Genomic DNA, 14057 nt, shown 5'->3' on the forward strand with positions numbered 1-14057 from the left:
ATAAGCATTAATTCTATTAACTTATGCGACAATGATAATCTGGAAAATAAATAAGTTCCCTTTATTCCCTCGGCGAAAGAATTTAAAAAAACACTTGACCAGCCGCGTCAGAATGTGAATTGCAATGTCTGGAAGATAAACATCGCCATTCCCGAAAAGGCCAGACAGGGACCAAAAGGAATTTGCCCCGCTTTATTTACGCCAGAGTAAAAAAGGCCATACAGCACAATACCGCTTAATGCCGCAACCAGAATTAATAACGGTAACGCCTGCCAGCCGCACCACGCCCCCTGCGCCGCCAGTAGCTTAAAATCGCCCTGTCCAAGCCCTTCCCGCCCCGTCAGCAGGCGAAAACTCCAGTACACCAGCCACAGAATGAGATACCCTGCAACGGCGCCATATAACGCGCTCGCCAACGGCATCGTGTGGAAAACGCAATGCAGCAGCAGCCCAGCCCACAGCAGCGGCTGCGTGAGACAATCCGGCAACAGCATATATTTCGCATCAATCATCGTGAGCGGCAGCAAACCGCACCATAAAACCCACAGCGCGATCAGCGTGACAAAGGAAGGGAGCGCCGCCGCCGTTGCCGCAAAAAAAAGCGCACTGGCTAACTCCACCAACAGCAAGCGCAGGGGAATCACAGACTGGCAATGACGGCAGCGACCGCGCAGGCAGCACCAGCTCAATAACGGAATATTTTCCCACCAGGCCAGTTGATGCCCGCAGTCCGCGCAGTGCGAGGCAGGAAAAAGTAAATTCCCCGCCCCTTCCTTTTCCATCACTATTGCGGGAACGCGCTCGCTGACTACGCCAAGAAAACTGCCGAGGATTCCGCCCAGGCAGGCGCTCATTATGCAAAACCCAATCGGCCAGCTTTCCCGAAACAACATGATCGTATTCATGCGTTTTTATTCCAGCTCAGCGTAATATTGGCTTTCACGTCGCTTTGACGATCGACCGGCTGCAAATCCATTTTTTGCAACTGAACGCCGGACGTAACATTCACTTCACGTAGCCAGTTTTTCAGTTCATAAATATTGACCTGTTCAACAACAAAAGAGAGTGAGCGTTCATCCTGACGAATATCAGACAACGCGAGATGGATCTCTTTCGCGCTCTCTTCAATAACCGTTCGCGGGTTGTTCGTTTTTAAGACTTTCGCCTGTAAATGATTTTTATCGATTTCGTCCCGCATCCAGCGCAGCGTCTCTTTTTGCCGCATTAACGTGGACTGACTGTTTTGAATCATATGATCCAGCGGAATAATGCCGCCGTAATAAATTACCGCGCAGCACATCGCCGCCGCACATAGCGTAATAAGACCACGCTCGCGATCGCTGTAGTTTTGATAGCGCGCTTTTAATTGTGCAATTCGCTCTTTCATTTATATTTCCCCGTCACGATCGCCGTATAGGGTGACTGGTCCGAAACCGGTTGTAACGCAAAGTCAAAATGGGGAGTGGCCTGTGTAACGAAATCCTGTAGCGCCTGCGCGTTCGGCGAGGCCGCGTTCAGCGTCAACACATTCTGCGCGTTGTCATATTCCACTTCATTTATCTCAATAGCAGGCACAGACTGTTTAACCTGTCCCAGCGCCTCAAGTTGCAGAAAAATACCTTTGCTCTGTTTTTTAATATTCTGACCAAAATGGTATTTGATATTGGTTTTCTGCCGCAGACTCGGGAAATAGTGTTGAGCGACCTGGGCAATCTCGGCCTGTACCTGATTTTCCTGCTGAACCAACATCCATGCCATTGCCACGCGTGGGCCAATCAACAACCCCATCGACAGCAGCGCAGACACCGCCATTGCTGTCCTCAGATGACGAAATCGCCCCACCTCTTTGCCGCAGGCGGCAAATGCGCCATGCAGCATATTGGCACGACACGCTTTCCATTGCGGCTGAATCAACACCAGCGGATGCTGCCACGGCAGTTGTTCAGCGACATTGATACCCGCAGGCGCTTCGCCATAGCAGCGCACTTCGCCATCGCCGCCTTGCGCCAGCAACAGCGGCAGCAGCGTAGCATCCGCTTCGCAGGCGCCGAACGGCGGAAAGCGCAGCCACCAGCTTTCGTCACAGGAAACCAGCGTACTGCCGCCTTCGTTTACCGGCAGCAGAATGGCGTCCGGCAATACCTGAATCACCTTCAGTCCGGCCTCTTCGCACAGCGCAAGCCAGCGCTCAAAGCAGGTGGCGTCAATAGCCACGGCATCCACTTCCCGCCCTTTTTTCCGCAATACCGTCCAGTGCAGCGAGTCCACATCGCCGATCAGCGTCTCTTCCGCCAGCCATGAAAACGGTGTGGAGGCCGTCGATAACCCTTTTTTGGGCAGGGTAAAATGACGGAACACCATCTCACTGGCGGGCAACAGCAAACAAACGCGTGTCGCCAGGGGATTTACGGCAAGCGTTTTCAGCGCATCCCGACTTTCCAGCGTTGCCACCTGCTGGCTACCGGAGACGCACCACTCGATTTTCCCGTCCACGTTTGCATCGGGACGAATAAAAAGTACCTGTTTCATAGACTATGACTTTTCTTATTCAATCATTCGGTAACGGCGTTGCCAGGTTCTCACCTCGCCAGAGTCACGATCGACATGAATCTGGCTGACAACGCGCAGCGTTAAATCATCAGTATTACCGGTACTCTCGACCCGGAAATAGTGACTGTTCACCGCAACAAACGCCTGCATCTGCGCGAGGATCGCTTTGCTCTGCGGATAGTTTGTTTCGAGCGTTTTACTGAACGCATCAACCGACGCCCACCCTTCTTCCGGGCGCGAGGCAATCAGCCGTGCTGCGTCATCCTCACTTAACGTCCCCGCAGACAGCGCAGACAACAGCGGTGCCTGCCCGGGCTTCAGGGTATTCACATCCACTTTGCTCTCCGTATCAGGCAGCGCGCACAGCACCTTGCTGACGCGGGGATAAGCCGCCACCGGAAAACCCGGTAACCGTTTTATCTCGCTGATGGTGCGCATCATCTGATTCGCAGGAAGGCGCTGCGGCATCACACCCGCCCAGGCATCGCTTTCCAGAGACTCTTTTGCGGTTGTGTTGTCAGCGTCCAGATAATCCACCAGTTGTTGATAAACCTCTTCCGCCGCTGCCGTACTGATTCCGCTGTCGATCAGCAACTGTTCAACAATCTGCTCTTTCACCGGCTTTGTCGGCTGCGCGGCGGCACTATCCGCAGGAGGCGCAGGGTCAATGGCCAGCAGACTGTTCACGTTAAAGCAGGTCTGGGCGTCCTCAATCTGGCTCACGACGGTATAGTTCTCACCCTGAGTTTCCAGCGGTTCGTGCCACGCGCCTTCTGGCGATAATCCATTGCTCTCACCGCTGGCGTCGGTTTGCAGACGATCTTTTATCGCCGCAGCCTGGCCTTGCATCGCCCAGCGCAGCTGCTGCTGACTGACCTGATAGCGGGTTTTCTGCAAATTTCGGCAAAACTGCTGACCGATCTTTGCCGCCAGCGCTGACATCATCACCAGCAAAATCAACACCACCAGCAGCGCGACGCCGCGCTGTTTTTGCGCCGATTGCGTGTTCATTGCTGTTCTCCACCGCGTGCTGGCGGAACCGATGCCGTAACGTCAGCAGGCGTGGGTTGTGCAGCCTCAGCGCTTTCGTCTTTCTTTGCTCCCTGGATTTCCGGCATGTCTCCCGGCGTCATAAACACCCAGCGCCAGGTATCCCCGTTTTCCATCGTCAGCGTCAGTTCGGCGCCTTCCGGCTGATGGGCGGTTTCAACCCATGTCGTCTGCCAGCCCTGTCGCCAGAATCGCCACTTCATCGCTTTAACGTTGCTTAAAATCGGTACTTCTTCTGGGCTCACGTCAGCCGGACTATCAATGTCAGGCCAGACATCACGCCACAGGCGATGCGCCTCCAGCCGCCAGCGCACGCGTTCCAGCTGAATTTGCCCACTGACGCCGCTTACCGTCGTCAGCTCAACGGCATGTTGATCCAGACGGAACACATCCGTTTCATTGCGCGGCGCGCGCGGCTGGAGCTGAGAGAAATCGCGCTCCAGCAGGTTACAGGCTCGCTGAAGCTGATTAAGCGTCGTCGCAGCAGCATCCGTTGCCGTGGTGGTGCGCATCGCACCGTCAAGGATTTGCCAGGCAAGGGTGCTGATCACGGCAAAAATCGTCAGCGCAATCATGATCTCCAGCAGCGTAAAACCTTGCTGGCGACGGAGTGGCGTATTCATTTGCGCTCCTTCGGCGGGACAACCCGCAGCGTGATGACCGGCTGGCTCTCTTCGCCTTCGGCATACACCTGGACTTCATCGGCAAACGCCTTGTCATCGGTTTTCACCCTCTGTTTGCGCCAGTTCCAGCTGCGTCCGCCCATCGTTTCACTGCCTTCTTCAGCGACGTCGGGAAAAACGCTTTTTGCAAGCTGCGCTTGCGCGAGCTGGTTTTCCGCAATCCAACTGGCCTGTAGCGTATCGGCAAGACCGTGCGTAAAACGCACATTCAGCGAGACGGAATTCATCAACGCCAGCGCTGCGGTAGAAAAGATCACCAGCGCCACCATGACTTCCAACAGCGTCATGCCCTGTTCTTTCGCTTCCGGTTTAGTCATTGTTCTCTACCAAAACGGGTGAAGCGCCCTGCGACACCACGCGGAAATGGTGCTGTTTGTCATAGCTCTGCAACGTCAGCGTGAATCGGCTAATTTCCCCATCCGGTAAAAAGAGCACCTGCGGATCGGCATCAGGCGTGGCCGCCAGACGCTGGGGAGCGAGCGAAACGTGCATCTCTTCAGGAAACTGTCCGTGGGTGAAAATACGCCCGGCTGTCAGCGGCGCCCAATGACGCCCGCCGTTTTCCCCGGCCCACTTCACCAGCTGATATTCCGTTGGCGTCATCACCAGCCCGACTATATTTCCGTCCATCACTGCCCGATCAGAACCATATTCAACGAGGGATTGTAATTGCTGGCCTAATATATCTGCGCCGCTGCGTGAGGGTATTGTCGAAACCACCATCATGGCGCAGCTGGCAAAAATAACCAGCGCCAGAATAATTTCCAGCAATGTAAATCCACGTTGCTTATTCATTACTTATCTTTTTTATCTAAAGACCAGTTCGTTATATCATCGGCGGTATTCGCTTCACCATCCAGGCCGGAGGAGAAAACATCTACCGCGCCATGTTCGCCAGGGCTAACCAGAATGTAATCATTTCCCCACGGGTCCTGCGGCAGACGGCGAATATAACCGTCAGCACGATAGCCGTTGGGAATCGGCGCGATCTCCGGCTTCGTCACCAACGCCTGCAACCCCTGTTCGGTGGTTGGGTAACGATGGTTATCGAGCTTATACATATCCAGCGAGCCTTCCAGTGCGACAATATCGCTGGTCGCTTTTTGCGCATCCGCTTTCTCTTTATTCCCCATCAGATTCGGCACCACCATGCTGGCCAGAACGCCAAGAATAACGATGACCACCATTAATTCGAGCAAAGTAAACCCAGCCTGACCTTTCAGGCTATTTTTTTTCACAGACATAATTAACCCACCATATTATTGAGCTGAAGAAGCGGTTGTAATATTGACAGTACGATAAATAAAACCACCGTCGCCATCGTCACCACCAGCGCCGGTTCGAATACCGACAGCGTTAATGTAATGCGATGTTGTAATGCCGACTCCTGGTTTTCGGCGGCGCGATCCATTAATGAACCGAGTTCGCCGCTCTCTTCGCCAGAAGCAATCATATAAAGCATGGTTGGCGGAAATAATCTGGCCTGCTCCAGTGCGTTATATAATGACGCGCCCTGACGCACGGTATCCGCCGCCTGTTCCAGCACCTGACGCGCATACAGATTCTCAATACCGTCCATCGCGATATACATACCTTCCAGCAACGGCACGCTACTGGCTTGTAAAATGCTCAGGGTGCGGATGTAACGGGCGCTGTTTATTGCACAGACCAGTTTTTTCAGCGGCGAACGGTTCACCAGCCAGCGGTGATATGCAAAACGATGACGCTCTTTTTTAAGCCAGGCGTTAAAAGCGATAAACGATCCGACAAGGCCGCCGCCGATAACCATTCCGTAAGCCTGCAAAAAATCGCTGACCGCAATCAGGGTACGGGTGGTGACGGGCAACTGCTGCTTCATATGCACAAACTGTTCGATGACCTGCGGCACCACCGCCACCAGCAGAATGGAGATAACCGCAATCGCCACCACCGTCAGGGTGATGGGATAGACCATCGCCTGCGACAGCTTGCTTTTCATTTTCTGTCGCTGTTCGTTGTATTCAGCCAGCTTTTCCAGCACGCCGCCGAGATGCCCGGTCTTTTCCCCTGCCATCACCAGCGTGCAATAGAGCTTGTCGAAAGTACGCGGAAACTGGCTGAAAGCGTCGAAAAGCGTGTGCCCTTCCACCACTTTATCGCGGATCTCACCGACCATCACCGCCAGCTTTTTGTCTTCCGTCTGCTTAGAAATCGCCTTCAGCGCACTCTCCAGCGGCAGTGCGGCATTAACCAACGTCGACAGCTGGCGGGTAAACATTGAGAGCACCGGTGTCGAAAGTTTTGCGCCTTTCTGAGCCCCCTTTCCGGCGGCGCGCTCGCTGGTGAGCGTAATGCTGATCGGCATCAGCTTCTGTTCGCGCAGCGTCTGGCGCACCTGCTTTGGGCCTTCAGCCTGCAAGGCGCCGCGCCGGGTTTTCCCGGCGGCATCCGTAGCCGTCCATGCGAACCAGGCCATTATTCGTCACCTCCGCGCTCGGCGGTAACACGCATCACTTCCTCCAGCGAGGTGACGCCGGAGATCACCTTCAACAAACCATTTTCCCGCAGGCTGTAGGCCTGCTTAAACAGCTGAGTTTCAATCGGCATTTCGTCTTTATCTTCATGAATAGCGCGGCGCATCGCGCTGTCCACCAGCAGAAACTCATGAATACCGGCGCGTCCCTGGTAACCGCTCTGGCGGCACTGTTCACACCCCACGGCGCGATAAATCACGTCGGGGGGGCTCTCCATAAAGCTGAACAGCGGTTTTTCATTATCATCCAGCGGACTGACGGCACGGCAGTGAGGGCACAGCCGACGAACCAGACGCTGGGCAATGACGCCAAGCAGCGATGAACCAATTAAAAACGACTCCAGCCCCATATCGCGCAACCGGGTAATCGCTCCCGCCGCGCTGTTGGTATGCAGCGTAGACATGACCAGATGGCCGGTAAGCGACGCCTGAACCGCAATCTGCGCGGTTTCGCCGTCACGAATTTCACCGATCATCACCACATCCGGGTCCTGACGGAGGATCGCGCGCAGGCCTCGGGCGAACGTCATATCCACTCGCGGGTTAACCTGCGTCTGCCCCACGCCTTCCAGTTCATATTCGATCGGATCTTCAACGGTAAGAATATTGCGTTCATGGCCGTTTAGCGCCGAGAGGATGGCGTAAAGCGTCGTGCTCTTACCGGACCCGGTCGGCCCGGTCACCAGGATAATCCCGTGCGGGCGGCCAATCAGTCCTTTGAGCTGTTCCAGTTCTTCGTCGATCAGCCCCAGTTTATTGATATCCGGCTTCAGGTTGCTTTTATCCAGCAGACGCATGACCACCCGCTCGCCATACTGCGACGGGATGGTTGAGACACGCACATCCACCGCTTTACGCCCAATGCGCAGGGAGATGCGACCGTCCTGCGGCAGGCGTTTTTCGGCGATATCCAGTTTAGACATCACCTTAATCCTCGATACCAGCAGCGGCGCCAGCTTACGCGCGGGCTGCAATACAGGACGCAGCACGCCGTCAACGCGAAAACGGATACTCAGCGTGCGCTCAAAGGTTTCGATATGGATATCCGACGCGCCATCCTTCACCGCCTCGCCAAGAATGGCGTTAATCAGACGGATAACCGGCGAGTTTTCATCGTTATCCAGCAAATCCTCGTTATCGGGGATCTCCTCGGTTAACGCCATCAGATCGATATTGGCATCCATATCATCAACCAGCTGCTGCGAAACACCGCTATTCTGCTGCCAGATTTTAGCCAGCATCTCTTCAAACGCTTCTGGCGTTAATGTTACCGGCGTAAAGGCACGCCCCAGCACGCGACGCATCTCCAGCAGGGCAAACGCGGGCGCATCCTCACGGATATATATGTCGTTGTGATAAAGCAGCACACCGTTGTCTTTTGCGAAGCTGCTGCTGCACAAATTTTTGCTTAATTCATCCACGCGACACCCCCGGCTTACTCTTTAAACGGATTGCGCGACGCCGTGGCTGGCGCAGCAGTGCTGGTTTTTACGGGCGACGGGAACGCGGGCAGAATGGCGTTATCGTCCGGCTCCAGGATGCCCATTTTTTTCTCCTCCATACGCTGCTGCTGGCGCGCGCGCACCTGGTCGTATTTCTCTTTCGACGCGGCGCTGTAGTTATCGTCATCGCGCAGAACGGTGGTATGGATAAAGACCATCAGGTTTCGCTTGGTGGTATCCTGCGAGGTGTAGCGGAACAGTTGCCCCACCAGAGGAATATCGCCAAGCAGCGGCACTTTCGACACATTCTGTTTGGTGACATTTTCGATAAGCCCTCCCAGCACTACCGTCTGCCCGCTGTGAACCATCACTTCGTTATTGATCGTGCGGGTGTTAAAGGTGGGGCCTAAAGACGAATCCTCCGTCGAACTGGCGTCCACGCTGGAAACTTCCTGCTCGATCTTCATGTGGATCATGTCGCCGTCATTAATCTGCGGCAGGATCTTCAACTTCGTCCCCACCGTCTTACGCTCAACGGTGTTAAAGACGTTGTCGCCCGTCGTCGTCTGCGAACCAGAAAGCACCGGCACATCCTGACCAACGTTAAACGATGCTTCTTTGTTATCCAGCGTCACCACGCTCGGCGTGGAGAGAATGTCGTTTTTGCCGTTGGTCGACAGCGCCGTCATCAGCGCGCCGAAATCGCCGTTAAAGAAACCTGTCGCCATACCGGTAAAATTCACGCCTTTTATCGTCCCGTTCTTAACCTGGCCGATCGGCAGACCGGTTGCGCCAAACTGTACGCCGCCGTGTTTACTCGTCCACTGCACGCCGAGATCGGTTCCGGCGCCATCCTGCACTTCAGCGATAATGGCTTCCACCAGTACCTGGGGACGGCGAATGTCCAGCTTGTCGATCACCTTCTCAAGCGAGTTCATCACGTTCGGCTGCGCGGTGATCACCAGTGAGTTTGTCGACTCGTCGGCAGTAATATTCAGATCGGTCGCGGCAACCGGCGATTTACTTTTCGCCGTGCCCGGCTTGTCCTTCATCTGCTCCCCAATGCCCGTTAACACCGGCACCACTTTGGCGGCATTAGCATATTTCAGGTAGAAGACGCGGGTATTCCCCTCGTTATTCTGCTCGCGATCAAGCTGCGCTATCAGCGTGCGGGTACGCGCCCGCGCTTCTTCACTGCCGCTAATGACCAGGCTATTCGTCTCCTCATCCGCCACCACTTTGGTCGCCAGTTGCGGTGCGTTCTGCCCTTTTTGTTCTTCGTTGTTGAGGTTATTCAACATATCCGAAAGTTCTTTCGCGGAGGCGTAGTGTAGCGGAACGATTTCGCGCCGCTGTACGCCGGAACGATCGACGCGCTGAACCAGATCGACCAGGCGGTTCACCACCGAGGCTTTACCGGTGAGCAGCAGGACGTTTGACGGCTCAAAGTGCACCACGTTGCCGATACCGGTCGCATCGTTCAGCTGGCGCAACAGCGGTGCCAGTTCGCGTACCGGTACATTTTCCATCCGCACGACGCGGGTAATAATTTCATCCCCTTTACCGGGATTTTTGCTGTCGGCAATCGGCGTTCCCGCGGTTCTCGCAACGGATGAACGAACCACTTTCACCATGCCGTTATCCATCGGAATCACAGAAAGTCCGTACAAATCCAGCACGCTGAGGAAAAACTGATAGTATTCATCTTCGGTCAGGACGTTATACGTCCGAACCGATACGGTTCCCTGTACCGACGGATCGACCAGAATCGTTTTATTGAGATTACGGCCAACCGTATCAATAAATTCACGAATATCAGTATTTTTAAAGCTGGCGCTAAAATTCGCCGCAAAGAGCGAACTGGAATATAACGCCAGAGTTGTCAGCGCCACGCACGCCCACGGAAATTTCTTCATGGCAATTCACTTGTTAGTTGTTTAAAACATTGACCTGAATATTTTCCAGGTGAGCGTGACGTCTTACGACTACCGCCGCTTCTTTCATTTTTGACCAGCCAGCAATGATGCTTTTCGCCTGTTCTTCTTTCGTCATATCGGTACTGTTCACCTTCACAACCACATCGCCCTTCTCCAGCCCACTGTTCTGAAAGAAAGACGAAGCATTGCGCGGGTTGATTTCGTACCCCTCCAGACGACCTTTTTCGATAAACGGTTTTAGCACCAGGACATCATTAAGATGCAGGCTCTCTGCACCGGCATCGTTTGTCGGTTTTTGTAGCGGGCCGCTTTCAACACCGCCTCTGAAATAATCAGGTTTCTTTAATGCCAGTACCTGCGTAGTACCTTCATAATTAACCACCACATTGTCGTTATTGATCTCCTCAATACAGGCGTCACTCACTCCCACGAGGCTTTCGCCTTCGCGATAACTTTGCTGTCCCGCAGGCGTTTTAATAACGGCAAACGATAGCCATTTTTCATCGCTGCTGACGATGCCTTCAATCTCGGCAGAGAGCGGCGATTTAACCGCTGCTGGCGTATTTCGCTGCCAGACGGCAGGTTGAAAAAGCGCAAATGACTTTTCTTTTTCGTCATTTTTACGCACGTTAATTTTTCTGTTATTTAACTTGTTTGTAACCTTATTATAGTTTTTAAAAACGACATACCCTTGATGTCCGCTGAATATCAGTAAAACAAACATCATGCAGGGTGCAATCAATCGGGAGAAAAGCTGCATCCTCATTATTTAAATGCCTTTAATAAAGCTAAATTTTGCAGCACCAGCTGCGCCAATCGGTGCGGCAAATAGTAATGAGCGGCAAGAAAGTCGACCACTCGCTTTCCCGGCAACTTTATTGCAGAAAAACATTGACGATTTCACTTACTGGTGTTAGCGAAAATAATCAGAGTAATTTTCTCCTGTCCGGTATTTGCCCGAATAAACCCGCTCAATTATTTTTAGCGCAACGTTTCCAGAAGCCAGAAAGTACAGCGAGACACCATGTATCAGCATCATTTTAAATTTTCCGCTCAGCCGTTTGGCAAACTCACCCGGCGAACGGGGGAGTTTTTCGTTCATTATCATCAGGACATCTTTTCCCTGTTGCAGGAAAAAACCAACGTGCCCGGCATCATCGGTCTGTTTTCTGACGAACCTGAATTAGACAATGCCTTTGTGGAAAAACTGCGTAACGGCGGCACACCTGCGCTGGCCATTAACGCCTTCCCCAAACTGAGCGCCAGTATGCTGCTCTATAAACTGAACCCTGCCGTTAAAGAGGGTAAAAACAAAATTTATGCCATTGATGCCATTTTGCGCCAATGGCATGAGGAAACGCCTTCGCGTAATAAAAAAGGCAAACTGCTGATCCTCTCCACGGCACAGGCCATGAAAGATAATTGTTGGGATGTTCTGGGTATGTTGCTGACGCGGGCGCAAGAGCTGAACTTCCCGCTCACGATTCTTCTGACCGGCTCTCCCGATCAGAAATCCCGTCTTCTGGATCATTCTGGTTTACAGCCCCGCGTTCATACCTGCCTTGCGCTACGTTCGCTGACCTGCCGTGAATATATCGACTACGTCGGGGCACAGATGGACGAACAAAACGTCGATACCTCGCCACTGACGCCCGCGCGGGTGCGCAGAATGCATGCGCTGACCAAAGGCCGCGTAACCGGACTCAATAAACTGGCGCATCTGGCGCTGCTTGCCGCATGGACCGAGCGGGCGATACAGGTTTCCCCACGCCATTTACGCCTGGCTGCCGGTGAACTCCTGCCGCCCACATCGCGCGGTAAACGCCTGGCAACCGCAGGGCTGTTTGCCTCCGTCCTGTTCGCCTGCTGCGGCTGGTACTTTTCCGGCGCGATCGCGTCTCGCCTGCCGCAACAAGTGCCGGTTCCGGCCAGCTGGAAAAAGATGCTGCCTGAAGCGACTGCGCCTGTTATGCCCACCATTGAAAATGAGGTGGTGAATCAGTCAGACGCCATGCATCAGCTCTATCTTATGTGGGGTTATGATGCTTCCGCGAACGATGCGCTATGCCAGAACGCAGCGCGAGTGAACCTGATGTGTCGTCAGGGGAATACGTCTTTACAGGCGCTGGAACAGGAAGGTTATCCGTGGGCAGGAGAGATCAAAACGGGTAATCACCTGAATTACGCCGTCGTAGCCCACGTTGATAAACAGTCGCTCGATCTTCTGATCAATAACCGAACCTGGCAGGTAAGCAGACACTGGTTTAATCAACACGCCACCGGAAATTACACGCTTTTGCATCGTTTAACGCCGCAAGGGAAAGATGAGATTAGCGCGACCAGCGGCGATAAAGACCTGGCGTGGCTGGATCAAACGCTAAGCCAGACGTTGAATGAACCGCTGACCCACTCGCGAAGCTGGACGGCTGAACTGGCAAAACGCACCCGTGAATTTCAGGATAAGGCAGGACTGCATGTCGACGGCATCGCCGGCGAAGAGACGCTGATGCAGTTAATGCGCGCAACCAACAGCGTTCCGGGCGTACTGGCGCAAACACCAAGCCAGAAGCAGGAACATAAAACGCAAGGGAACACGAAATAATGTCCACCATTTGCCTTGCTGCACAGCGCAGTTTCACGACGGGAGAAGCGGTCTATTTTGCCTGGCGCCTTCCGGCGCCCCAAAAAGTGCTGTTCCTCGCCATGATGTGGCTGCTGACCCTCTGCACGTTTATTATTGCCGGACTGTATGCCCATATTTACTGGAACTGTCATCATCCGATGCCTGAGCCGAAACCGACAAAAATGGAAAACCCGGATACCCGGCTTTCTGAGATGCACTATGTTTATATTTCGAAGCCATTCCCGCAGCCAGCCCCCAAACCGGCCCCTGCTCCCCAGGCGTTACCCCCATTGCAGGATGAAGCGCCGGTAAGTCAAGACAACGACTGGCGGCAAGCGCCGGAAGGCGATCTCTCGGATCGGGCATTGCCCGGCGCGGAAGAACAGACGCCATCGTTGAAAGCGCGTTTCCTGCAAGCGTTACAGGAGCAAAAAGAGGACTATCAGCAGGGAAAAATACCGGAACCGCCCGATGATTGATGACGCAAGAAAACATCATTACGCCTTAATGCACCCCCCAACGGCCTCCGCTTCATTAGCTGAAGAGGAGACAATGGGAAATGTGATTAATATTTTTCTGGCAAGGTCGTCATCGACATTAATCGGCTTTTCTCAATGACGATATAGTTTCCTTTTTTAAGGTCAGAGAGAATTTTGATGATCGTACTGCGGGCAAAATTCGTATACTCCTGAATATAGTCGTATACATTGATGTCACGGTTATGGTGAATAATCAGCTCATTAATTTCGATTAAAAATTCACGAATAACAGAGTAAGCGCTACGGGCAACCAAAACATCATCACGTTTGCTAAGCAGGCAAATATACCATGACAGCACCCTGGTGAGATCTGGCCATAAACTGTGTTCAGTCAACAGGCGCATAAACTCATCTTTTTTGATTGAGCGCACGACGGTATTGGTACGAGCAAGCCCATACATATGCAGAGAACCATAAAAGATGGCAGACAGCCCAAAGATACACTGCCCTTGCAGGGTAAACATACATAACTCATCGGAGGTACGGCGAAATTCAACGTCACCACTCACGATAATATGAATATATTCCGAGTCACTGGTGGTGATTTTCTGCCATTTTTTTAAGGTTTTTTCTTTATAACCTGACGTTAAAGAAATAATACGTTCCATTTCATGATGCGGACGAATTTTCTTACCGTAAATGCTTAACATATTATGCCTTTCAAAGAATATTGATTTGAATTTAATGACAAGCGACGAGTGATAACCTCAGCTTAATGTCA

15 protein-coding genes are annotated in these 14057 nt (G+C 53.0%); 2 read left to right on the forward strand and 13 right to left on the reverse strand.

What is annotated here, in order from left to right; translation table 11 throughout:
- Window positions 1–107: 107 nt before the first annotated feature.
- Genes OGV67_RS11260 through gspC form a run of 12 tightly spaced genes read right to left on the reverse strand, consistent with a single transcriptional unit; the run spans window position 108 to window position 10898 of the window.
- Window positions 108–905: a prepilin peptidase gene (locus OGV67_RS11260; RefSeq protein WP_286465543.1), complete on the reverse strand. Its 798-nt coding sequence runs from the start codon at window positions 903–905 to the stop codon at window positions 108–110.
- Complete coding sequence (locus OGV67_RS11265; RefSeq protein ID WP_115609441.1) at window positions 902–1387, reverse strand: type II secretion system protein M; 486 nt, start codon at window positions 1385–1387, stop codon at window positions 902–904. Before OGV67_RS11265 ends, OGV67_RS11260 begins: the two co-directional genes overlap by 4 nt.
- The gene (gspL, locus tag OGV67_RS11270; RefSeq protein WP_115614908.1) at window positions 1384–2529 is read right to left on the reverse strand and encodes a type II secretion system protein GspL; all 1146 of its coding nucleotides are present in this window, start codon (window positions 2527–2529) and stop codon (window positions 1384–1386) included. The genes OGV67_RS11265 and gspL overlap by 4 nt, the downstream gene beginning before the upstream one ends.
- A gap of 15 nt (window positions 2530–2544) precedes the next feature.
- On the reverse strand, window positions 2545–3561 hold the full coding sequence (gspK, locus tag OGV67_RS11275) for a type II secretion system minor pseudopilin GspK (RefSeq protein WP_286465544.1): 1017 nt from the start codon (window positions 3559–3561) through the stop codon (window positions 2545–2547).
- Window positions 3558–4223 (reverse strand): type II secretion system minor pseudopilin GspJ, encoded by a 666-nt coding sequence (gspJ, locus tag OGV67_RS11280; protein WP_047457854.1) that lies wholly within the window; start codon window positions 4221–4223, stop codon window positions 3558–3560. Before gspJ ends, gspK begins: the two co-directional genes overlap by 4 nt.
- A complete protein-coding gene (gspI, locus tag OGV67_RS11285) occupies window positions 4220–4600 on the reverse strand; it encodes a type II secretion system minor pseudopilin GspI (RefSeq protein ID WP_115614910.1) in 381 nt (126 codons plus the stop codon). Before gspI ends, gspJ begins: the two co-directional genes overlap by 4 nt.
- Complete coding sequence (gene gspH, locus OGV67_RS11290) at window positions 4593–5078, reverse strand: type II secretion system minor pseudopilin GspH (RefSeq protein WP_012133074.1); 486 nt, start codon at window positions 5076–5078, stop codon at window positions 4593–4595. The genes gspI and gspH overlap by 8 nt, the downstream gene beginning before the upstream one ends.
- Window positions 5078–5527, reverse strand: a complete 450-nt coding sequence (gene gspG / locus OGV67_RS11295; RefSeq protein ID WP_286465547.1) for a type II secretion system major pseudopilin GspG — start codon at window positions 5525–5527, stop codon at window positions 5078–5080. The genes gspH and gspG overlap by 1 nt, the downstream gene beginning before the upstream one ends.
- A gap of 2 nt (window positions 5528–5529) precedes the next feature.
- Entirely contained in the window at window positions 5530–6738 is a 1209-nt protein-coding gene (gspF, locus tag OGV67_RS11300; protein ID WP_071259562.1) for a type II secretion system inner membrane protein GspF, read from the reverse strand.
- The gene (gene gspE / locus OGV67_RS11305) at window positions 6738–8216 is read right to left on the reverse strand and encodes a type II secretion system ATPase GspE (RefSeq protein ID WP_115614911.1); all 1479 of its coding nucleotides are present in this window, start codon (window positions 8214–8216) and stop codon (window positions 6738–6740) included. Before gspE ends, gspF begins: the two co-directional genes overlap by 1 nt.
- Before the next feature lie 14 nt (window positions 8217–8230).
- Window positions 8231–10153, reverse strand: a complete 1923-nt coding sequence (gspD, locus tag OGV67_RS11310; protein ID WP_115614912.1) for a type II secretion system secretin GspD — start codon at window positions 10151–10153, stop codon at window positions 8231–8233.
- 13 nt (window positions 10154–10166) lie between these two features.
- Complete coding sequence (gene gspC / locus OGV67_RS11315; protein ID WP_024130492.1) at window positions 10167–10898, reverse strand: type II secretion system protein GspC; 732 nt, start codon at window positions 10896–10898, stop codon at window positions 10167–10169.
- A 300-nt stretch (window positions 10899–11198) separates the two neighbouring features.
- On the opposite strand from gspC, the gene OGV67_RS11320 reads away from it, so the two are divergent.
- Window positions 11199–12776, forward strand: coding sequence for an ExeA family protein (locus tag OGV67_RS11320; protein ID WP_115614913.1), 1578 nt, complete (start codon window positions 11199–11201; stop codon window positions 12774–12776).
- Window positions 12776–13276 (forward strand): type II secretion system protein GspB, cryptic system variant, encoded by a 501-nt coding sequence (locus OGV67_RS11325; protein ID WP_115614914.1) that lies wholly within the window; start codon window positions 12776–12778, stop codon window positions 13274–13276. Before OGV67_RS11320 ends, OGV67_RS11325 begins: the two co-directional genes overlap by 1 nt.
- Before the next feature lie 86 nt (window positions 13277–13362).
- Here the strand turns inward: OGV67_RS11325 and OGV67_RS11330 are convergent, their stop codons facing one another.
- Entirely contained in the window at window positions 13363–13986 is a 624-nt protein-coding gene (locus tag OGV67_RS11330; RefSeq protein WP_012133085.1) for a helix-turn-helix domain-containing protein, read from the reverse strand.
- Window positions 13987–14057: the final 71 nt, after the last annotated feature.

The sequence above is a fragment of the Citrobacter sp. CK188 genome (assembly GCF_030333525.1).
GTDB lineage: Bacteria > Pseudomonadota > Gammaproteobacteria > Enterobacterales > Enterobacteriaceae > Citrobacter_B > Citrobacter_B koseri.

Bases quoted from the DNA above. Each gene is read 5' to 3' on its own strand.
- OGV67_RS11260 (WP_286465543.1), bottom strand. From the start codon at position 905: ATGAATACGATCATGTTGTTTCGGGAAAGCTGGCCGATTGGGTTTTGC.
- OGV67_RS11265 (WP_115609441.1), bottom strand. From the start codon at position 1,387: ATGAAAGAGCGAATTGCACAATTAAAAGCGCGCTATCAAAACTACAGC.
- gspL (WP_115614908.1), bottom strand. From the start codon at position 2,529: ATGAAACAGGTACTTTTTATTCGTCCCGATGCAAACGTGGACGGGAAA.
- gspK (WP_286465544.1), bottom strand. From the start codon at position 3,561: ATGAACACGCAATCGGCGCAAAAACAGCGCGGCGTCGCGCTGCTGGTG.
- gspJ (WP_047457854.1), bottom strand. From the start codon at position 4,223: ATGAATACGCCACTCCGTCGCCAGCAAGGTTTTACGCTGCTGGAGATC.
- gspI (WP_115614910.1), bottom strand. From the start codon at position 4,600: ATGACTAAACCGGAAGCGAAAGAACAGGGCATGACGCTGTTGGAAGTC.
- gspH (WP_012133074.1), bottom strand. From the start codon at position 5,078: ATGAATAAGCAACGTGGATTTACATTGCTGGAAATTATTCTGGCGCTG.
- gspG (WP_286465547.1), bottom strand. From the start codon at position 5,527: ATGTCTGTGAAAAAAAATAGCCTGAAAGGTCAGGCTGGGTTTACTTTG.
- gspF (WP_071259562.1), bottom strand. From the start codon at position 6,738: ATGGCCTGGTTCGCATGGACGGCTACGGATGCCGCCGGGAAAACCCGG.
- gspD (WP_115614912.1), bottom strand. From the start codon at position 10,153: ATGAAGAAATTTCCGTGGGCGTGCGTGGCGCTGACAACTCTGGCGTTA.
- gspC (WP_024130492.1), bottom strand. From the start codon at position 10,898: ATGTTTGTTTTACTGATATTCAGCGGACATCAAGGGTATGTCGTTTTT.
- OGV67_RS11320 (WP_115614913.1), top strand. From the start codon at position 11,199: ATGTATCAGCATCATTTTAAATTTTCCGCTCAGCCGTTTGGCAAACTC.
- OGV67_RS11325 (WP_115614914.1), top strand. From the start codon at position 12,776: ATGTCCACCATTTGCCTTGCTGCACAGCGCAGTTTCACGACGGGAGAA.
- OGV67_RS11330 (WP_012133085.1), bottom strand. From the start codon at position 13,986: ATGTTAAGCATTTACGGTAAGAAAATTCGTCCGCATCATGAAATGGAA.